The 19,696-nt window shown below is 69.4% G+C and carries 15 protein-coding genes; 4 read left to right on the forward strand and 11 right to left on the reverse strand.

Translation table 11 applies throughout. The features are described from left to right. Positions 1 to 88 precede the first annotated feature (88 nt). Complete coding sequence (locus H4W30_RS31135) at positions 89 to 1,339, reverse strand: S8 family peptidase (protein ID WP_192746038.1); 1,251 nt, start codon at positions 1,337 to 1,339, stop codon at positions 89 to 91. 261 nt (positions 1,340 to 1,600) lie between these two features. On the opposite strand from H4W30_RS31135, the gene H4W30_RS31140 reads away from it, so the two are divergent. Next, positions 1,601 to 2,557 (forward strand): hypothetical protein, encoded by a 957-nt coding sequence (locus H4W30_RS31140; protein WP_126735509.1) that lies wholly within the window; start codon positions 1,601 to 1,603, stop codon positions 2,555 to 2,557. Here H4W30_RS31140 and H4W30_RS31145 read toward each other — a convergent pair. Next, positions 2,554 to 4,188: an acyl-CoA synthetase gene (locus tag H4W30_RS31145; RefSeq protein ID WP_192746039.1), complete on the reverse strand. Its 1,635-nt coding sequence runs from the start codon at positions 4,186 to 4,188 to the stop codon at positions 2,554 to 2,556. The two genes, H4W30_RS31140 and H4W30_RS31145, sit on opposite strands and share 4 nt — an antisense overlap. A 144-nt stretch (positions 4,189 to 4,332) precedes the next feature. Between H4W30_RS31145 and H4W30_RS31150 the strand changes: the two genes are divergently transcribed. After that, on the forward strand, positions 4,333 to 6,039 hold the full coding sequence (locus H4W30_RS31150) for a bifunctional 3'-5' exonuclease/DNA polymerase (protein ID WP_192746040.1): 1,707 nt from the start codon (positions 4,333 to 4,335) through the stop codon (positions 6,037 to 6,039). A gap of 423 nt (positions 6,040 to 6,462) precedes the next feature. Here the strand turns inward: H4W30_RS31150 and hrpA are convergent, their stop codons facing one another. From hrpA to H4W30_RS31180, 6 genes are all read right to left on the reverse strand, one after another. Then, entirely contained in the window at positions 6,463 to 10,350 is a 3,888-nt protein-coding gene (gene hrpA / locus H4W30_RS31155; protein ID WP_192746041.1) for an ATP-dependent RNA helicase HrpA, read from the reverse strand. A gap of 69 nt (positions 10,351 to 10,419) precedes the next feature. After that, positions 10,420 to 11,583 (reverse strand): lactate 2-monooxygenase, encoded by a 1,164-nt coding sequence (locus H4W30_RS31160; protein WP_192746042.1) that lies wholly within the window; start codon positions 11,581 to 11,583, stop codon positions 10,420 to 10,422. A gap of 13 nt (positions 11,584 to 11,596) precedes the next feature. After that, positions 11,597 to 12,805, reverse strand: a complete 1,209-nt coding sequence (locus H4W30_RS31165) for a cation:proton antiporter (RefSeq protein ID WP_192746043.1) — start codon at positions 12,803 to 12,805, stop codon at positions 11,597 to 11,599. Between the two features lie 41 nt (positions 12,806 to 12,846). Beyond that, a complete protein-coding gene (locus H4W30_RS31170; protein WP_192746044.1) occupies positions 12,847 to 13,158 on the reverse strand; it encodes a hypothetical protein in 312 nt (103 codons plus the stop codon). A gap of 23 nt (positions 13,159 to 13,181) precedes the next feature. Further along, positions 13,182 to 13,754: a GNAT family N-acetyltransferase gene (locus H4W30_RS31175; protein WP_192746045.1), complete on the reverse strand. Its 573-nt coding sequence runs from the start codon at positions 13,752 to 13,754 to the stop codon at positions 13,182 to 13,184. Then, entirely contained in the window at positions 13,751 to 15,220 is a 1,470-nt protein-coding gene (locus tag H4W30_RS31180; RefSeq protein ID WP_192746046.1) for an APC family permease, read from the reverse strand. Before H4W30_RS31180 ends, H4W30_RS31175 begins: the two co-directional genes overlap by 4 nt. 189 nt (positions 15,221 to 15,409) lie before the next feature. Here H4W30_RS31180 and H4W30_RS31185 point away from each other — a divergent pair, with 189 nt between their 5' ends. Continuing rightward, positions 15,410 to 16,051: a GOLPH3/VPS74 family protein gene (locus H4W30_RS31185; protein ID WP_192746047.1), complete on the forward strand. Its 642-nt coding sequence runs from the start codon at positions 15,410 to 15,412 to the stop codon at positions 16,049 to 16,051. A gap of 19 nt (positions 16,052 to 16,070) precedes the next feature. Continuing rightward, positions 16,071 to 17,240, forward strand: coding sequence for a saccharopine dehydrogenase family protein (locus tag H4W30_RS31190; protein WP_192746048.1), 1,170 nt, complete (start codon positions 16,071 to 16,073; stop codon positions 17,238 to 17,240). Positions 17,241 to 17,497: 257 nt separating this feature from the next. Here H4W30_RS31190 and H4W30_RS31195 read toward each other — a convergent pair whose 3' ends face one another. Genes H4W30_RS31195 through H4W30_RS31205 form a run of 3 tightly spaced genes read right to left on the reverse strand, consistent with a single transcriptional unit; the run spans position 17,498 to position 19,671 of the window. Continuing rightward, the gene (locus H4W30_RS31195; protein WP_192746049.1) at positions 17,498 to 18,490 is read right to left on the reverse strand and encodes a PHP domain-containing protein; all 993 of its coding nucleotides are present in this window, start codon (positions 18,488 to 18,490) and stop codon (positions 17,498 to 17,500) included. An 18-nt stretch (positions 18,491 to 18,508) separates the two neighbouring features. Continuing rightward, a complete protein-coding gene (locus H4W30_RS31200; protein ID WP_192746050.1) occupies positions 18,509 to 19,012 on the reverse strand; it encodes a metallophosphoesterase family protein in 504 nt (167 codons plus the stop codon). Further along, positions 19,012 to 19,671: a GntR family transcriptional regulator gene (locus H4W30_RS31205; protein WP_192746051.1), complete on the reverse strand. Its 660-nt coding sequence runs from the start codon at positions 19,669 to 19,671 to the stop codon at positions 19,012 to 19,014. Before H4W30_RS31205 ends, H4W30_RS31200 begins: the two co-directional genes overlap by 1 nt. Between the last annotated feature and the right edge of the window lie 25 nt (positions 19,672 to 19,696).

Genomic DNA, 19,696 nt, shown 5'->3' on the forward strand with positions numbered 1-19,696 from the left:
CCCGTTGGTAACAAGTCTGGGACCCCCTCGGACATGGGGCTGCCCCCGGCGCCTGGGGTTCGCCGGGGGCAGCCTGTCCACAAGGGTCTTACTTGACCTGGAGCAGCTTGTTGGCCGTTCCACCGGTCGGGTTGCTGATCTTGCCGTCCGCGGCGGCGCCGACCAGGCCTTCGGCGACCTGGGCCGGGGTGGCCTCGGGGTTCGCCGAGAGGTACAGCGCGGCGGCACCGGCGACGTGCGGCGCGGCCATCGAGGTACCGCTGATGGTGTTGGTGGCGTCGTCACCGGTCGCCCACGAAGAGGTGATGTCGACACCCGGCGCGTACAGGTCCACGACCGAACCGTAGTTCGAGAAGCTGGCCTGCTTGTCGGTCTTGTCGCTGGCGGCCACCGTGATGGCCTCCTTCACCCGGGCGGGCGAGGTGGTGCCGGCGTCGGAGGACTCGTTGCCCGCCGCGAGCGCGAAGGTCACGCCCTTGTCGATGGCGCCCTTGACCGCCGCGTCGAGGGCGTCGTCCGCGCCGCCGCCCAGGCTCATGTTGGCGACCGACGGGCCCTTGGCGTTCGCCGCGACCCAGTCGACCCCGGCGACGACACCCTCGGTGGTGCCGCTGCCGTTGGCGTCCAGCACGCGGACGCCGACGATCTTGACGCCCTTGGCCAGGCCGTGGTCCGTGCCGCCGATGGTGCCGGCGACGTGTGTGCCGTGGCCGTGCTCGTCGTTGGGGGTGTCGTCGTTGTCGACGAAGTCCTTGCCACCGGTCGCGCGGTCACCGAAGTCCTTGTGCGAGCCGCGGACACCGGTGTCGATGACGTAGGCGGTGACGTTGTCGGCCTTCGCCGGGTAGGTGTACTTGTCGTCGAGCGGCAGGTCCGCCTGGTCGACGCGGTCCAGGCCCCACGACGGCGGGTTGTCCTGGGTCTCGCTGATCTTGAACGTCTTGTTCTGGACGACGTACGCGACCTGCGGGTCGGCGGCGAGACGCTTCGCGGCGGCCTCGTCGGCCTTGATCGAGAAGCCGTTCAGCGCCGAGCCGAACGTGCGGGACAGCGTGGTGCCGTACTGACCGGTGAGGCCCTGCGCCTTGGCGGCCACGTTCGCGGTGATCTCGTGCGCCGCGGCGATGCCCTGGCCGACCGCGGTGGGCTTGAGCACGACGATGTAGCTGCCGCCGACCGCGTTGGCCGCACCCGCGCCGCGGATCTCGCCCTGCTGCTCGGCGTTGGCCGCACCCGCGCCGAACGTGGCGACCGCCGCGGTCACCCCGGCGAGGGCGACTCCCGCCACGAGGCCGCTACGGATCTTTCGGGACTTCAGGTTCTTCCGGGACTTGCTCACTGGTTCCCTTCCTGCCGCGCCGTGCGGATCACCCGGGAGGATGATCGTTGTTGAGAGCCATGCAAGCCGGTGCCCAGGCGGGCGGGCAATGATTCACAGTTACCAGTACTAGGCCATTCGGACTAAAGACGCTCGTCCGGAAAGTCGTTTTCGCCTGGCAGAAGGCGCCCCTGAAGCGTTACCTCAGACTGTTAAAGTTATTCGTGTTGTTATCAACCGGGCGGTGTCAGGGAACGGCAGACGGGGGCGGTCGGGCAGCATATGGTGGCGGGGAGCGCGGCGGACCGAGTGACCACGGACGATGAAGATCAGCCGCGTACCGCGTTCGCCACCGCGTTGAGATCGGCCATCGCCACCAGCGGCCTGAGTCTCGACCGTATCCAAGCCCGGCTGCTCGCGCGCGGCGCGTCGGTGAGCGTGACCGCGCTGAGTTACTGGCAATCGGGCAAACGTCAGCCGGAACGGCAGAGTTCGCTGTCCGCGGTCCGGGTCCTCGAAGAGGTCCTGGCGATCCCCGCCGGTTCGCTGCTCAGCCTGCTTCCGCCGCCGCGGCCGCGCGGGGCGTCGTCACGCCGCAGCCGGGCGACCACCGAGCAGCCGCTGACCTTCCCGCTCGAAGCGCTCCAGGCGCTGTTGGAGAAGGTCGGTGCGCCCAACGCGCTCGAACAACACCATCAGCTGAAACTCGTCGGCCTGCACGACCTGTGCGAGATCGCCGAGGACGGCGGGCAGCGCGCCGTGACCGCGCGGGCGGTGTTCCAGGCGGGCGCCGACGGGCAGGACCGCTGGCTGCTGGTCTACGCCCAGGGCGACCCGGAGGCCGGGCCGCCGGTGCTGAACACGCTGCGCAACTGTCACGTCGGCCGCGCCGAGGTCGACGACGAGCACGGGCTCACGGTGGCCGAGCTGCTCTTCGACCGGCCCATCGACCGCGGCGAGACCCACCTGATCGAGTACTCGCTGACCAACCCCGGGCCGCCGTACCCGGAATGCCGGAACACGCATTACCGCGAGTTCCGGCGTCCCGTGCGCGAGTACCTGCTGGAGGTCCGGTTCGATCCGGGCACCGTGCCGGCGAAATGCTGGCAGTACAGCGCCCACGGTGCCTCGGCGGGGCCGAGGGACCGGAAGGAACTCAAACCGGACCAGGGCAACGGCGTCCACGCCGTGGCGCTCGACTTCGGCCCCGGCGTGTTCGGCATCGACTGGGAGTACTAGTGCAGCTTGTTGCGCAGCACCTTCCCGGTCGCGTTGCGCGGTAGCTCGTCGAGGAACTCCACCTCGCGCGGCACCTTGTACCGGGCGAGGTTGGCCTTGACGTACTCGCGTACGCCGTCGACGTCCAGATCCGACTTCTCGGCTCGCACCACGAAGGCCTTCAGCCGCTGCCCGAACTCGGGATCGTCGACCCCGACCACGGCCGCCTCGAGCACGTCCTCGCGTTCGACCAGGAGGTTTTCGACCTCGATCGGGAAGACGTTCTCGCCGCCGGAGACGATCATCTCGTCGTCGCGGCCGTCGATGAACAGCAGGCCGTCCTCGTCGAAATGGCCGACGTCGCCGCTGGAGAGCAGGCCGTCGATGATCTCCTTGTTCCGCCCGTCGGTGTAGCCCTGGAAGCTCAGCCCGCTGCCGACGAACACCCGGCCGGTGACATGCGGCTCGGTGATCTTCTCGCCCTTTTCGTCGTACAGCGCGACCTTGCAGCCCACCGGCGCGCGGCCGACGGTGCCCGGCGCCTTGCGCCAGTCCTCGGGGGTCGCGACGGTGGCGACCGCGACCTCGGTGGAGCCGTAAAGGTTGTGGACGACGTCGCCGAACGCGGCGGTCGCACGGTTCCCCAGATCCGGTGACAGCGCGGATCCGGCGACGAAGATGATCCGCAGGGACGAGGTGTCGTACTTGGCGCGGACCTCCTCGGGCAGGTCGACGATCCGCTGCAGCATCGTCGGCACGAGGACCAGCGTGGTGCAGCGGTTCTCCGCGACGCCGCGCAACGTCTCCTCCGGCACGAACTTGCGCCGCATGACGACCTTCGAACCGAGCGCGAACGACAGGATGAACTGCGACAACCCGGTGCCGTGGAACAGCGGCGCGCCCATGTAGGTCGCCTCGCCGGTCCGCAGCGGGATGCGATCGAGGAACTGCGCGGAGGCGAGCGCGGAGGTGTGCGGCCGCGGCGCGCCCTTCGGCGTCCCGGTGGTACCGCTGGTCAGCAGGATGAACCCACCGGGTTTGGCGGGCGCGGGCCACGCGCGGTCGTCGGTGCTGGCGACCAGTTCGGCGACGACGGGGACGCCGTCCGGGCGGGCGGTGTCCGAATCGACCCACGCGAGGTAGTGCTCGACGTCGCCCTCGACCGCGTCCAGCAGGCCGGTGAACTCCTGGTCGTACACGAGCGCGGTGACGCCTTCACGCTTGGCGACGTCCGCGAGCTGCGGTTTGGCGAACCCGGTGTTCATCAGCAGCAGCTTGGCGCCGAGCTTGCCCGAGGCGAGCATCGTCAGCACGAGACCGCGGTGATCGCGGCACAGCGCGGCGATCACCGAACCCGGGCCGAGGCCGCGTTCGGACCACGCCCTGGCCAGCGCGTTCGACTGGGTGTCGAGCTGCTTGAAGGTCAGCGGGCCGAGCTCGTCGATGATGCCGGTCGCGGTCGGGTCCCGGCGGGCGGCGATCATGTTCGCGCCGGCGAACGGGCCCCATTTGCGCACCATGACCAGCGAACGCAGGCCTTCGTCGACGCGCGGGATGGGGAGCAGGCCCGCTTGGCGCATCACGTCGATGCTGCGCACGGTCTCGGTCACCTTGCCCGCCACCAGGGTGGCGAGGCCGGTGGGGTTTCTCATCCGGGCACCTCCGTTGCTGCTGCGGCGAGACACCATGCCACCGGCACGTACCGGCGGTATGGGTTGCTACTCGACAGTAGCCGACCGATAGCGCAGGCGCACTAACCGTCTGGTGACAGAAATGTCGGTGGGAACCACCACAATGTGAGTGTGCAGGCGATCGCAGGTCAAGAGGAGGATGGCGACTTCGCGATCGCTTTTTCCGGGCAGCAGGCGCGGCGGGGGATGAAGCTCCCGGAGTTCGTCGGCGAAGTACGGCGATTGGAGGCGGAGCACTCACCCCGTTGGGTGTTCCCGTCGGTCGAAGGGACGTATCCGGCGCTGATCAATGCGGGCGTCAGGGTGCGGCGTTGTCACGACCTGGCGCTGACCGAGGGATTGCTCCTGGCCCACGAAGGCCGCCCGCAGGAATCGCGAAGTCTGCGTGCCGCGCTGGCCAGGGCGAACGGGCAGGAGGCGCCCGCCGACGAGCCGCCGCTCTGGGCCGAGGACGATCAGCCCACGCTGTTCGAGACGCGCGGTCCGCGGCTGCCCCCGGGTGTCACGGTGATCGACGCGACGCGCCGGGTCCTGGCCGAGCAGGAGAAGCGGGTCGCTCTCACCGAGCGTCCGGAGCGGCTCCGGTTGCTTTTCGCGGCGGAGTCGGCGAGCGCGCTGGCGGCCGCGGAGATGTCGGCCGACGGGCTGCCTTGGCGAGCCGACCTGCATTTGGCGCTGCTCGCCGAGCAGCTCGGGCCGCGTGTCCCGGCCGGGCATCGGCCGAAGCGGCTGGTCGAGCTGGCGGCGAAGATCAGCGACGCGTTCGGCGGGCGCCCGGTCAACCCGGACGCCCCGGCCAGCGTCGTGCGGGCGCTCGGCCGGGAGGGCATCGAGGTCTCGTCGGCCAGGAAGTACCTGCTGCGCGACATCGACCACCCCGCCGTCCCGCCGCTGCTGGAGTACAAGGAGCTCGCGCGGCTGCATTCGGCCAACGGCTGGACGTGGCTCGACGAGTGGGTGCACGACGGCCGGTTCCGCCCGCATTACGTCGTCGGCGGGGTCGTTTCCGGTCGCTGGGCGAGCCGGGGCGGGGGTGCGCTGCAGATCCCGAAGATCCTGCGGACCTGCGTCCGGGCCGATCCCGGCTGGAAACTGGTGGTCGCCGACGCCGCTCAGCTGGAGCCGCGGGTGCTGACGGCGTTGTCCGGAGATCGGAAACTGGCCGAGGTCGCCGCGGCCACGGATCTGTACGCGAGCCTCGCCGAGGCGATGTTCTCCGGGGTGCGCCGCGTGCCGGTGCCCGCTTGGGACGACAGGGACGACCGGGATCGAGCGAAGATCGCGATGCTGTCGGCGATGTACGGCGGCACTTCCGGCGAGGCGGGACCGTTGCTGGCGTTGCTGCGCACGAGGTTCCCGGACGCGGTGTCCTATGTGGAGCGTGCCGCGCAGGCCGGGGAACGCGGTGAGCGCGTCCGCTCGCGGCTCGGCCGGACGTCGCCCGCGCCGTCGGAGGCCTGGCGCGCGTTGACCGGCGGCGTCGCGGAGGACGAGGCGGGTGAGCTGAAGGCGCGGCAGGCGTCCCGCAACTGGGGGCGTTTCACCCGGAACTTCGTCGTGCAGGCGAGCGCGGCGGACATGACCGCGGTCCTGCTGGCGACCCTGCGGAGCAGGCTCCCCTCCCCCGCGCACCTGGTGTTCTTCCAGCACGACGAGGTCCTGGTGCACACCCCGGCCGAGTTCGCCGACGAGGTTTCGGAGTCCATTGTGGACAGTATGGCCGAGGCGGCACGGATGCTCTTCGGTGCCGCCTACCCGGTCCGGTTCCCGCTGCACATCGCCGCCGTGGACACCTACGCCGACGCTAAGTGAGTTACGCCCTCCATCACGCGAGTTACGCCCCCAATCACGCGAGTTCGCCGTTCAATCACGCGTGTCGTCCGTCTGATCACACGCGTCGTCCATCTGTTCACGCGAGTTACGCCCCCAGCCACGCGAGTTACGCCCCCAATCACGCAAGTTCCGCCCTCGATCACACGAGTCCCGATTTCAGGCGACGGGGACACGTGACCAGATGACGAACTCGCGTGATCAGATGGACGACACGCGTGATTGAACGGACGACACGCGTGATCAGGCGGCGAACTCGCGTGATTGGGGGCGCGACTCGCGTGATGGGAGGCGAGACTCGCGTGATTGGAAGCGTAACTCGCGTGGCTGGGCGCGCGACTCGCGTGATTGGGGGCGTAACTGGCGTGGGTGGGGGCGTAAGTCGTGGAGGGCCCAGGTAGTTGGCTAATTGCGAGGGGCGGCGGCGTCCAGGGCCTTGATGACTCGCTTGAGCGAGACGGGGTGGGCGGTACCGAGCGTCTGGGCGAAGAAGCTCACCCGGAGTTCCTCGATCATCCACCGGATCTCCCGCAGCGCGGGCGACGAAGTGCCCGGCGGTAGCGCGTCCAGCGCCGCCTGGTACTCGTTGCGGAGCCACGCGATGTCGCCGGTGCGCTGGATGTCGCGCGTCGGCTCGGTCGGGAGTTTCTCCAGCCGCCGTTCGATGCCCCGCAGGTACCGGACGACGTGCTTGAGCCTGTCCTGCCCCGTTTCGGTGACGAAACCCTTGTGCACCAAGCCGTCCAGCTGCGCGCGGATATCCGCGAGCGAGTCCTTCGGGCCGCGCGTGTCGGCCAGCCGCGTTTCGACGTCGTTCGCGGCGCGCAGGATCTTCTCGACGTTGGTCAGCACGTCGAGCACCCCGGCGTTCAGCCCGGCGCGCACCTTCTCCAGCAGGACGGCGAATCCCGCCTCGTCCCAGCGCGGGCCGCCATTGTCGGCGACGAGCTTGTCGACCGCGCAGTCCACACAGTCTTCGAGCAACGCCGCCACGGAGCCGTGCGGATTCCGGTTCAGCACGAGTTTCGACGAGTTGCCGAGGTTGCGGGTGATGAACTTCATCGGCGACGGGATGTTCAGCCGCAGCATCCGCCGCGTGCCCGCCCACATCGACTGTTCCTGCTGGCCCGGCGTGTCCAGCAGGCGCACCGCCACGGAACCGCCTTCGTCGACCAGCGCCGGATACGCCTTGACGTCGTGCCCGCGCTGCTTGCTCGCGAACACCTTCGGCAGCTCGCCGAACGCGGGCGTCGTCAGGCCCTCGCGCTCGATGCTGTCGGCGGCCTTGGAGATCGTCGCGCGCACCTGCCCGCTCAGATCCCGTTTGAGCGCCTCGACGTCCTTGCCTTCGGACACCTTCTTGCCGCGGACGTCGACCACGCGGAAGGTCATCTTCAGATGCTCGGGGACCGCCGACAGCTGCCAGGCGTCGTCGGGGATCACCACCCCGCGCAACGCTTCCAGCTCGTCGGCGACGACATGCAGCAGCGGCCCGTCGGCCGGGCCGACCCGCGACAACACGAGCTTCGCGTGATCGGGCGCCGGCACGAAGTTGCGCCGGATCGCCTTGGGCAGCGACTTGATCAGCTGCGTCACCAGCTCTTCGCGCAGGCCGGGCACCTGCCAGTCGAAACCGTCCGCGGTCACCTGGTTCAGCACCGGCAGCGGGATGTGCACGGTGACCCCGTCGGCGTCCGCGCCCGGCTCGAACTGGTACGTGAGCTTGAAGGTCTGGCCGCCGTGGGTCCAGAAGTCCGGGTAGTCGGCCTCGCGTACGCCGCCCGCGGTCTCGTTGATGAGCATCGTCTTCTCGAAGCTCAGCAGGTCGGGCTGGGTGTGACGCGCCTTCTTCCACCAGCTGTCAAAATGCCGCGCGGAGACGACGTCGGCCGGGACGCGCTGGTCGTAGAACTCGAAGAGCGTCTCGTCGTCGACCAGGATGTCGCGGCGGCGAGCCCGGTTCTCCAGGTCCTCGACCTCTTCGAGCAGCGCGCGGTTCTCACGGAAGAAGTGGTGCCTGGTCTCCCAGTCGCCTTCGACGAGCGCGTGCCGGATGAACAGCTCGCGGCTCACCTCCGGGTCGATCCGGCCGTAGTTGACGCGGCGGTCGGCGACGAGCGGGACGCCGTACAGCGTCACCTTCTCCTTCGCCATCACCGCGCCCTGCTTACGCTCCCAGTGCGGCTCGGAGTAGTTCCGCTTCACCACGTGTCCGGCGAGCGGCTCGACCCATTCCGGCTCGATCCGCGCGTTGACCCGGCCCCACAGGCGCGAGGTCTCGACGAGTTCGGCCGACATGACGAACCGCGGCTGCTTCTTGAACAGCGCCGACCCCGGGAACACCGAGAACCGCGCCCCGCGCGCGCCGAGATAGTCGCCCTTGGCGGGATCCTTGAGGCCCACGTGCGACAACAGCCCGGCGATCAGCGACGTGTGCACACGTTGCGGATCGACCGGGCCGGAGGTGTTGAGGGTGATCCCGAGCGGTTTGGCCAGCTGACGCAGCTGACTGAAGATGTCCTGCCATTCGCGGATGCGCAGGTAGTTCAGGTACTCGTTGCGGCACATCCGGCGGAACTGGTTGGTGGACAACGCCTTCTGCTGCTCGGTGACGTACTCCCACAGGTTCAGGTACGCGAGGAAGTCGGACGTCTTGTCCGCGAACCGCGCGTGCTGCTCGTCCGCCGCCTGCTGCTTCTCCGCCGGACGCTCACGCGGGTCCTGAATGGACAGTGCAGCCGCGATGATCATCACTTCGCGGACGCAGCCGTTGCGGGAGGCCTCCAGCACCATCCGCGCCATCCGCGGGTCGACCGGGAGCTGCGCGAGCTTGCGGCCGGTCTCGGTGAGCTTCTTGCCGTCCGACATCTCGAAGGCGCCGAGTTCCTGCAGCAGCTGGACACCGTCGGTCACCTGACGGCGGTCCGGCGGCTCCACGAACGGGAACGCCGCGATGTCGCCGAGGCCGAGCGAGGTCATCTGCAGGATGACCGAGGCGAGGTTGGTCCGCAGGATCTCCGGATCGGTGAACTCGGGCCGCGCGTCGAAGTCGTCCTCGGAGTACAGCCGGATGCAGATACCGTCTGACGTCCGGCCGCAGCGGCCCTTGCGCTGGTTCGCCGACGCCTGCGACACCGGCTCGATCGGCAGCCGCTGCACCTTGGTGCGGTGGCTGTAGCGCGAGATCCGGGCGGTGCCGGGGTCGATGACGTACTTGATACCGGGCACGGTCAGCGACGTCTCGGCGACGTTCGTCGCGAGCACGACGCGGCGCCCGGTATGGCGCTGGAACACGCGGTGCTGGTCCGACGACGAAAGCCGCGCGTACAGCGGCAGGATCTCGGTGTTCCGGAGGTCCTGTTTGGACAGGGCGTCCGCGGCGTCGCGGATCTCCCGCTCACCGGAGAGGAACACCAGGATGTCACCGGGTCCCTCGTGCTGCAGCTCGTCGACCGCGTCGCAGATGGCCTGCGTCTGGTCGCGATCCTGATCGGCGTCCGGGTCGTCGGGGTCGATGATCGGCCGGTAGCGGACCTCGACCGGATACGTCCGGCCGGAGACCTCCACGATCGGCGCGTCGTCGAAATGCTTGGAGAACCGCTCCGGGTCGATCGTCGCCGAGGTGATGATCACCTTGAGATCGGGGCGGCGCGGCAGCAGCTGCTTGACGTAGCCGAGGATGAAGTCGATGTTGAGGCTGCGCTCGTGCGCCTCGTCGATGATGAGCGTGTCGTACTGGCGCAGCATCCGGTCGGTCTGGATCTCGGCGAGCAGGATGCCGTCCGTCATGAGCTTGACCAGGGTGTCCTGGCCCGACTGGTCGGTGAACCGGACCTTGTAGCCGACGGCCTCGCCCAGCTCGGTGTTCAGCTCGGAGGCGATGCGATCGGCGACCGTGCGCGCGGCCAGCCGCCGCGGCTGCGTATGCCCGATCTGGCCCCGGATGCCACGGCCGAGTTCGAGACAGATCTTCGGCAGCTGGGTCGTCTTCCCGGACCCGGTCTCGCCCGCGACGATCACCACCTGGTGGTCGCGGATGGCCTCGGCGATCTCGTCCTTGCGCTGGCTGACGGGCAGCTCTTCGGGGAACGAGATCTTCGGGACGGCGTCACGCCTGCGGGTGACCCGCAGTTCGGCGGCCTCGATGTCGGCCTCGAGCTGGGCGGCGATCGACTCGGCGTTGCGCGCTTTCCGGGCACCGTCGAGCCGGCGCCGGAGGCGGTGCTCGTCGCGCGACATGAGTTCGGGCAGGCGAGCGCGCAGGGCGCCGAGCGGGGAAGGTTGAGAAGCCATGACCGGCACCAGGATAGCCGTGCGTGACGATCCGGGCCTCCGAATATGCCGGAGGCGACATCGCGCTGGTCAGGAGCGGGTGAGCGAGCCCGGGGTGAGGTCGGCCAGGGTCCGGTGCCCGGACAGGCCCATGGTCAGGTCGAGGTCGGCGAGCAGGCTCCGCAGCACGTGCCGGACGCCGTCCTCCCCCGCGTGCGCCAGGCCGTACACCCACGGCCGCCCCACCAGCACGGCCTTGGCCCCGAGCGCGAGCGCCTTGGCGATGTCGGCGCCGGTGCGGATACCGGAGTCGAACAGGATCTCCAGCCGGTCGCCGACCGCGGCCACGATCTCTGGGAGCGCGTCGAGCGACGCGACCGCGCCGTCGACCTGACGGCCGCCGTGGTTGGACACGACGATCCCGTCCATTCCGGCCTCGACGGCGCGGCGCGCGTCGTCGGGGTGCTGGATGCCCTTGAGCACGATCGGCCCGTCCCAGTGCTCACGCAGGAACGGCAACCGGTCCCAGGTGCTGTCGGTGCCGGTGATCATCGAGATCCACCGCAGGATCGCGGTGGGCGGATCCTCCTCCGGCGTCTTCTCCAGCAGGCCGCGGAACACCGGGTCGCTCAGCGGGACACCGAGCCCGACGCCCTTGATGAACGGCAGATACGCGTGGTCGAGGTCGTTCGGGCGCCACGCGAGGGTCCAGGTGTCGAGCGTGACCACGAGCGTGGTGAAGCCCGCGGCCTTCGCCCGCGCCAGGATGCTCGCGCACACCTCGTTGTCGGTCGGCCAGTACAGCTGGAACCAGCGCGGCCCCTCACCGCTGGCCTCGGCGACATCTTCGATGCTGGTGGACGACGCCGTCGACATGACGTACGGCAGGCCGACCGACGCCGCGGCCCGCGCGGCCGCCGGTTCGGCGCCCTCGTGCACGATCGACTGGACTCCGACCGGCGCCAGCAGCACCGGCGCCGGCACCGGCGTCCCCAGCACGGTCGTCGACAGATCGCGTTCGGTGGCGCCGGTGAGCATGCGGGGCACGAGACGCCAGCGGTCGAACGCCTCCCGGTTGGCCCGCGCGGTGGCGCCCGAGCCGGCCGAGCCCGCGACGTACCAGAACGGCCCGGGCTCGAGGATCTCCCGCGCGGACTCCTCCAGCTTCGTGGCGTCGGTGGAGCACGGCGGGAGGGTCCCGCCGAGCCCCTGCAGGTAGATCTCGTTCTGGTAGCCGCCGAACCGTTCGGTCACCCAGGCCTCCTCGTCACGTCGCCCTGGCCGGCTCGTCGCGGCGGGTCGAGCCCCGGACAATACCCGCCGGTAGCAACCAGGTGAGTTTCTCGGAGCGGATGACCGCGACTGGACCGATCACGGCCAGCAGGAGGACGTAGCCCGCGACGAACGGCGCGACCCGCGAGTCCAGCCCGGCCGCGGTCGCCATCGCGGCGAGCACGAGCGAGAACTCGCCGCGGGTGAGCACGGTGAGCCCGATGTTCACCCCGGCCTGGCGATCGAAACCGTTCACTCGCGCGGCCAGCGCGCCCGCGCCGAGGTTCAGCACGATCGTCAGCGCCACCGCGATCAGCACCGGCACGACCACCGAGCCGACCGCGTTCGGATCGATGCTGAGCCCGAAGATGAAGAAGAACAACGCGCCGAACGCGTCCCGCAGCGGGAGCACCAGCTTGTGGATCCGCGGCGCGACCTTCGAGCCGCCGAGCATCATGCCGACCATGAACGCGCCGATGGCGTCGGAGACCCCGACCTCTTCGGCGACGGCGGCACCCATCACCGCGACACCGACGAAGCAGACGGTGAGCAGTTCGTCGTCGGCCGAACCGAACAGCTTCGAGATCACCCGGCCACCCCAGCGGGCGAGCGCGGCCATCACGATCAGGAACGCGAAGGCCTTGCCGAAGTCGGCGAGCGCCGAACCGAAGCTCCCGGCGCCGGACAGCACCGGCTGCAGCAACGCCAGGTACAGCGCGAGGAACAGGTCCTCGATCACGATGATGCCCATGATCAGCCGGGATTCGGGGTTGTTCATCCGGCGGGCTTCGAGCAGGAGTTTGGTGACGATCGCCGACGACGAGATCCCGATGGCACCGGCGATGACCAGCGCTTCCCTGGTGCCCCAGCCCAGCAGGAAGCCGAACGCGAGACCGCCGCCGATGTTGAGGATCAGGTAGATCAGCCCGGACCAGACGAGTTTGCGCCCGCCCTTGGCCAGGTCGTCGAGGGAGAATTCGAGGCCGAGGTAGAACAGGAGGAAGACGAGACCGAGCCCGGCGAGCACACCGAGTTCGGCCGGATCGTCCACAAGGGACAGTCCGGGGGTGTTGGGGCCGAAGACGAAACCGGCCAGCATGAACAGGGGGATGGTCGGCAGCCCGATACGGGCGCCCGCTCTGGCGATGACACCGGCGGCGAGGAACGCCCCGCCGACGGCCAGCAGGGCATGACCGGAACTCATGGAGACCTCCGATGGATGGCTGATGCGGCTTGGGGACCGGGTCAGCGCGGAGGTGCCCGTGCGGGCGCCTGGGGCACCGCACGGGTGATGACGACGGGTTCGCCCTGCTCAGGGGCGTGGCCCGCGTCTGGGAGGTCGACGGTCTCCGCTTCGGCGGGAGCGTCGGCGAGGGGAACGGCCTGCCCGCCGTGGAAGGCGGGCAGCGGATGGGTCGCGAAGACGGCGACGGGATCTTCCTTCGCAGCGCGGCCGTGCCCGTGGGGAACGGTCGGCGTGACGAAGGCGAAGACGAGCAAGATCAGCAGAAAGAAGACGGAACGGTGCCGTGGGGCGGGGGCACGGTTCGTCGTCATCTGCCCACTACTTTACCAGTCCTTTATAGACAAATCGACGGCTCCCGCCACATGGGCAGCATCGGCGGCCCGCCCTCGACCGCGAAAGCCGGCCCGTGATCGCGGAAACCCAGCCGCCGGTACAGTTTCGCGCTCTCCGCGCTGCTCGCCTCCAGGTACGCGGGCACCGGGCCGTTCCGGTCGAGCCCGTACTTCAGCAACCGTGCGCCGATCCCTCGCCGCTGCGCGTTCTTGCGGACGCCGATGAACTGCGCGTGGTGGTACTCGCCGACGGGGGCGTGCTCCGTCATCAGCTCGAACACCATCATGAGCCTGCCGATCTCCTCCCCGGTGAGCCCGGCGAACGCTTCGTCGTCGATGTCCTCGTCGCCACCGGGCGCCCAGACCGCGGCGCCGGACAGGTCGCCGGTGACGTCGACGTGGCCGCCCGCGGCGAGCATCCCCTGTACGACCGCCCGATGGAAGATCGGCAGCGCCACCGCGCGGCGCTCGTCACCGGGAAAGACCCACATACTCACCGGGTCTTCATGGAAGGCCTCGGACAGCACATCGATCACAGTGTCCATTTCGGACTCTTCGGCGGCGCGGATGATCATCGTCCCACCTCCAGCTTGACGGGTTCGTCGTCTTCGAGCGGGCCGCCGATCGCGGCGTAGGTCTCGGGATCCTTGGTCCGCAACACTTCCGCGCGCAGGAAGCCCGCCAGTGCCGCGACGAGCACGAGCCCGGGCAGCCCCCAGCGCAACAGGAAAGTTCCGGCCGGGCCGAGCAGCAGATCGAAGTTCAGCAGGATCAGCGCGAGGACGGCCGACAGCGCGAGCATCGCCGCGCCCGGCGCGATCCAGCGGCGCCAGGCGTTTTCGGCGTCGCGGCGCCGTTTGAAGAAGCCGATCACCGAAAGGGAGACGGCGATCATGATCACCACGACCCCGGTGGACGCCGTCGTGCCGAGCCAGGTGAACAGTTCGGTCACCGGATCGCGGCCCGCGATCGCGAACAGCGACACGACCACCAGCGCGAGCGCGGTCTGCGTGAGTGAACCGGCCACCGGCGCGCCGGTGCGTTTGCTGGTCTTGGCCAGCGAGCGCGGCAGCAGCCCTTCCCTTCCCAGCGCGAAGAAGTACCGCGCGACGGCGTTGTGGAAGCTCAACAGCGCCGCACACTGCCCGGTCACGAACAACGCGTACGCCACATTGGAGAACGTCTCGCCGAGGTGCTCGCCGGCAAGGTTGAACAGCAGGTCCGGGCCCTGCGCGGCCGCGGTGGTGACGATGACGTCCGGCCCGGTCCCCACGGCCAGCGCGAGCGAGGAGACGACGTAGAGCACCGCGGTGAGCCCGATCGCCGCGTACGTCGCGCGCCCCACGGTGCGGCTGGGTTCCCGGGTCTCCTCGCCGTAGGTCGCCGCTCCTTCGAAACCGATGAACGCGGCGGCGGAGAACGCGAACACCGCGCCCACCCCGGTGGTGAACAGGCTCGACGGCTCCAGCGGAACCCAGGAAACGCCGCCACCGGCGGGATTCGCGAACAAGGCGATGTCGATGATCGCGACGACGGCGACTTCGAGGCACAGCGCCACGCCGAGCACCTTGGCGTTGAGGTCGACCCGCAGGACGCCGAGCGCTCCGATGATCAGCACCATCACCAGCGCGCACAGCCACCACGGTGGCGGGGATCCGGTGAGCGTGCCGAGCCAGGTCGACACCGACCAGCCGAACAGACCGTAGATGCTGATCTGGATGGCGTTGTAGGAGATCAGCGTGACGAACGCGATCCCGGCGCCGGTGGATTTGCCGATCCCGTTGGCGACGTAGGGATAGAACGCGCCCGCGTTGGTGATGTAGCGGCTCATCGCGGCGTATCCGACCGCGAACAGGCCCAGGATCGGGGCGAGCAGGAGGAACGACAGCGGCACGCCGATACTGCCGGTGACCGCGTAGTTGGTCGGGACGCCGCCAGCGATGGCGAACAGCGGACCGGCCGCCGCCACCACGAAGAACACGATCTGGGCGGCTCCGAGCCGTCGATGGCCGAGACCGCGCCGCGGTCTTTGCGTACCCATGAACCCGTCCCCCCGGACGTAGGTTTGGCGCTGGAGTTTCTTGATCTTGCGAGAGCCATCCCACCCTAGGGCCGGCCACCTCGGCGAGGTACGTCCGTTCAGGCTAAAAACGGACCTCGGGTCGCAGTGGTCCGCGCGCTACCGCTACTTTGGCCGTCCCGCACTACGACGCCGGGGGGCGTGCCATTCATGCGTCGGCTGACCTTGGTCGATTCCCTGTTCTTCCTCGCCCACGACGAGTTCACCGGAAAACCCGCGCTGCGCCGCACGGGACTCGGCATCGGAATGGCCGGTTCCGCGCTTTGCGATCTCCTCCTCGCCGAGCGGATCACCGTGGAACGCAAACGAATCCGGCCGTTGTCGCGACGGGGCCTCGCCCATCCTCCGCTGGACCGCGTGTTCTCGGAAATCCTCCGCGAACCCGAGCGGCACACCGTCCGGGAATGGGTCGGTCATCTCCGCCACGATCTCGGGGAAACGGTCGCGGAGAACCTGCTCGCCGCGGGTGTGATCGACCGCGAGACCGACCGGATGCTCCTGCGGAAGAATCACCGGTATCCGCCGCGGGATCTGCTGATGTCGACGGCCGCGCGCAGCAAGGTGCGGGCGGCCGTCCTCGGTACCGAACAGCCGGATCCCCATTCCGTCTGTCTCGCGTTGCTGGCCTGGACCATCGGTCTCGACGATTTCTGCGAACCGGAACTCGACCGCGCCGGCCTGCGGACCTGGGCAGCGTCCACGCACCGGGAACTCCCGAAGGCGCTCGCCGAACTGATCTCGGGGGTGGACGCGGTGAGCGCCGCCGTCGTCTACACCGGCGACCGGCGATGACCGGCGGTAGCCTGACGCCATGCCTGCCGATCGTGACCACGACGTAGTCCTGTTCGGCGCCACCGGGTTCACCGGTGGCCTGACGGCGGAATACCTCGCCCGCGTCGCGCCGCCCGGTCTGCGCCTCGCCTTGGCCGGACGGAACACCGGCAAGCTGGAGACGTTGCGGGAAAAGCTTTTCTCGATCAACCCGGAGCTTTCCGAACTGCCGCTGTTGCGGGCCGACGTCTCCGACGCGGACTCGCTGCGGAGGGTCGCCGAGTCCACGAAGGTCGTCGCCACCACGGTGGGTCCGTATGTCCACTTCGGAGAGCCGTTGGTCGCCGCGTGCGCCGAGGCGGGGACCGACTACGCGGACTTGTGCGGCGAGCCCGAGTTCGTCGACAAGATGTACCTCGCCCATCACGCCCGCGCCGTCGAGACCGGTGCGCGGCTCGTGCACGCGTGCGGGTTCGACTCGATCCCGCACGACCTCGGCGCCCTCTTCACGGTTTCCCAGCTGCCACAAGGGGAACCGATCCGGATCGACGGATACGTCCGCGCGGGCGCGGCCCCCTCGGGCGGCACCTTCCTCTCGGCACTGACTGCGTTCTCGCGGCTGCCGTCCAGTTTCCGCGCCGCCCGGGATCGCGCGGCGGCCGAACCGCGACCGGAGGGCCGTCGTGCGCGCGCCCCGCTGGGCACACCGCATCGCAGCCCGGACGGTTTCTGGGCGGTGCCGCTGCCGACCATCGACCCGATGATCGTCGAGCGGTCCGCCGCCGCGCTCCCGGCGTACGGCCCCGACTTCACGTACCGGCATTTCGCCGCGATCAAACGGCTTCCGGTGGTGGCCGCCGGTGCGGCCGGGATGGGTCTCGTCTTCGCCGCCGCCCAGATCCCGCCCGCGCGACGGGCGCTGTCGAAACTGCTGAAGCCCGGCGGCGGCCCGGACGAGCAGCGACGGGCGCGGTCGTGGTTCTCCGTGCGGTTCCACGCGGAAAGCGGCGGCGAACGCGTCGTGACGGAGGTGTCCGGCGGCGACCCAGGGTACGGCGAGACGGCGAAGATGCTCGGCGAGTCCGCGCTGTGCCTGGCGCTGGACGACCTGCCCGCGACGGCCGGGCAGGTCACCACGGCGACCGCGATGGGGCAGGCGCTGATCGACCGGCTGAGCGACGCGGGCCTGCGCTTCGCGACCCTCTCGTGAGTGGACGGTTCTGACCGAAGGGGGTCTGGAGCCGGTGTCGCGAAAGCCACTTTCGGGACACCAGACGTCTCGAAAGTGGCTTTCGCGACCTGATCACCGGGGGCCACTGCCGACGTTGCGAAAGCCACTTTCGCAACGTTGAAGGTTGCGAAAGTGGCTTTCGCAACCCCCGGCCGAGCCCAGCAGCCAGCCGAGCCGCGGTACCGAGTGGGTCCGGTCTCGTGAGTGGTGAGGACGGTTAGAACCGTCCTAGCCACTCACGAGGCCAGCAGGTCCTCCGCGGTCCGTGTGTTGATCACCCGGTCCGGCTCGATCCCCAGCTCGGTGGCCCGCTCGCAGCCGAAGACCAGCCATTCCAGCTGACCCGGCGCGTGCGCGTCGCTGTCGATGGCGAAGTCGCAGCCCAGGTCCACGGCCAGGTTCAGCAGGCGCGTCGGCGGGTCGCGGCGCTCGGGGCGCGAGTTGATCTCGACGGCGACCCCGTTGTCCCGGCACGCGGTGAACACCGCCTCCGCGTCGAACTCCGACTCCGGCCGCTTCCCGCGGCCCCCCATCACCAGCCGCCCGGTGCAGTGGCCGAGCACGCGGACCTGCGGATGCTGCACCGCGGCGATCATCCTCGGCGTCATCTCCTTCGCGGGCATCCGCAGTTTCGAGTGCACGCTCGCGACGACGAAGTCCAGCTGTTCCAGCAGTTCTTCCTCTTGGTCCAGCGTGCCGTCGAGGTGGATGTCGACCTCGATGCCGTGCAGGATCCGGAACGGCGCCATCGTCTCGTTCAGTTCCGCGACGACGTCCATCTGCCGACGCAGCCGTTCCGGTGACAGACCGTTGGCGACGGTGAGCCGCGGCGAGTGATCGGTCAGCACCATCCATTCGTGGCCGAGCGAGCGGGCGGCTTCCGCCATCTCCTCGATCGGGCTTCCCCCGTCGGACCAGTCCGAATGCGTGTGACAGTCGCCGCGCAACGCCGCCCGCATCGGGCCGCCATCGGGCAGCTTCGGCTCGCCGAGCTTCTCGAAGTACGCGGGACGACGGCCGGCGAGGACGTCTTCGACGACGGCCGCGGTCGCCTTGCCGATATTCGGCAACGCGGTCAGCGTGCCCGCCTCGGCGCGTTTGCGCAGGTCGTCGGGCTCGACCTTGGCGATCACCGAAGCCGCCTGCCGGAACGCCCGCACCCGGTAGGTCGGCTCGCCCGCGCGCTCCAGCCGGAACGCGATCTCCCTCAACGCCTGCGCCGGTTCCATGGCTACCTGTCTACCCGGTCAGCGGCGAAGCGGCAGCTCATGAAGAGCCACGTCGCGTAACTCGCCGTCGCGGATCTCGGCGGTCTGGTACGTGCAGAACGGCTGGCGACGCCGGTCGGTCGGCGAGCCGGGGTTCAGCAGCCGCAGCCCGTTCGGGGTGACCGTGTCCCAGGGGATGTGGCTGTGCCCGAACACGAGGACGTCGGTGTCCGGGAACCGCTCGTCGCAGCGACGCTCGCGCCCCTGCTTGCCGCCGGTTTCGTGGATGACCGCCAGCCGGACGCCGCCGAGGTCCGCCCGCGCGATCTCGGGGAGCCGCGCCCGCAGGTCCGCGCCGTCGTTGTTGCCGTAGACCCCGATGAGCCGCTTGCTCCGGGCTTCGAGTTCGTCGAGCAGGGCGACCTCGACCCAGTCACCGGCGTGGATGACGACGTCCGCCGCCTCGACCTCGCGCCACACCTGGGCCGGCAGCTTCCTCGCGCGCTGCGGCAGATGCGTGTCGGCGATGAGCAGCAGGCGCATCATTCGTCTCCGATGGTCTCGAGGATCCGGTCCAGGAAGTCGCCGATGTGGGCGCGCAGCAGCCCGGCCGCACCGTCGGCGTCCCCCTTCTTCGCCGCCGCCAGCACCGCCTTGTGCTCGGCCCATTCCCGGCGCCAGCTGGGGTTCGCTGCCCAGCCGACCACGCTGATCAGCGCCGCGCGGTCCTTGAGGTCGTCCAGGATGGAGACCATCAGCGGATTGCCGCAGCCGCTGTAGAGCGCGCGGTGGAACCGGCGGTTGAGCAGGCTGAGCGCCGCCTGGTCCTTGTCCGAGATCGCCGCCGAGGCCTCCTTCAACGCCTCCGCGGCGTCTTCGAACAGGTCCGGCGAGCGGCGCTCGACCGACCGGCGCACGGCTTCGGGCTCCAGCACCATGCGGACGTCGTAAACGGACTTCGCCAGCTCCGCGTCGACCACGCACACCGACGCGCCCTTGTACGGACTGAAAGTCACCAATCCGGTGTTCGAGAGCACCTTCAGCGCCTCGCGCACGGGCGTCTTCGACACCCCGAGCCGGGCCGCGAGTTCGGCTTCGACCAGCGGCTGACCGGGCTTCAGCTCCCTGGTGAGGATGCCGCGGCGGATCTCTTCGAGCACCACTTCGGTCCGGGAAGCGGGCAGGCTGAAGGTCGAAGACATGGGGCGATCATATATGAGATGCCAT

Source organism: Amycolatopsis roodepoortensis (assembly GCF_014873915.1).
Lineage (GTDB): Bacteria > Actinomycetota > Actinomycetes > Mycobacteriales > Pseudonocardiaceae > Amycolatopsis > Amycolatopsis roodepoortensis.

Excerpts from the sequence above, each read along its gene's own strand:
- H4W30_RS31165 (WP_192746043.1), bottom strand. The coding sequence starts at position 12,805 with ATGAGTTCCGGTCATGCCCTGCTGGCCGTCGGCGGGGCGTTCCTCGCC.
- H4W30_RS31175 (WP_192746045.1), bottom strand. The coding sequence starts at position 13,754 with ATGATCATCCGCGCCGCCGAAGAGTCCGAAATGGACACTGTGATCGAT.
- hrpA (WP_192746041.1), bottom strand. The coding sequence starts at position 10,350 with ATGGCTTCTCAACCTTCCCCGCTCGGCGCCCTGCGCGCTCGCCTGCCC.
- H4W30_RS31145 (WP_192746039.1), bottom strand. The coding sequence starts at position 4,188 with ATGAGAAACCCCACCGGCCTCGCCACCCTGGTGGCGGGCAAGGTGACC.
- H4W30_RS31205 (WP_192746051.1), bottom strand. The coding sequence starts at position 19,671 with ATGTCTTCGACCTTCAGCCTGCCCGCTTCCCGGACCGAAGTGGTGCTC.
- H4W30_RS31180 (WP_192746046.1), bottom strand. The coding sequence starts at position 15,220 with ATGGGTACGCAAAGACCGCGGCGCGGTCTCGGCCATCGACGGCTCGGA.
- H4W30_RS31200 (WP_192746050.1), bottom strand. The coding sequence starts at position 19,012 with ATGCGCCTGCTGCTCATCGCCGACACGCATCTGCCGCAGCGCGCGAGG.
- H4W30_RS31190 (WP_192746048.1), top strand. The coding sequence starts at position 16,071 with ATGCCTGCCGATCGTGACCACGACGTAGTCCTGTTCGGCGCCACCGGG.
- H4W30_RS31195 (WP_192746049.1), bottom strand. The coding sequence starts at position 18,490 with ATGGAACCGGCGCAGGCGTTGAGGGAGATCGCGTTCCGGCTGGAGCGC.
- H4W30_RS31140 (WP_126735509.1), top strand. The coding sequence starts at position 1,601 with ATGGTGGCGGGGAGCGCGGCGGACCGAGTGACCACGGACGATGAAGAT.
- H4W30_RS31185 (WP_192746047.1), top strand. The coding sequence starts at position 15,410 with ATGCGTCGGCTGACCTTGGTCGATTCCCTGTTCTTCCTCGCCCACGAC.
- H4W30_RS31170 (WP_192746044.1), bottom strand. The coding sequence starts at position 13,158 with ATGACGACGAACCGTGCCCCCGCCCCACGGCACCGTTCCGTCTTCTTT.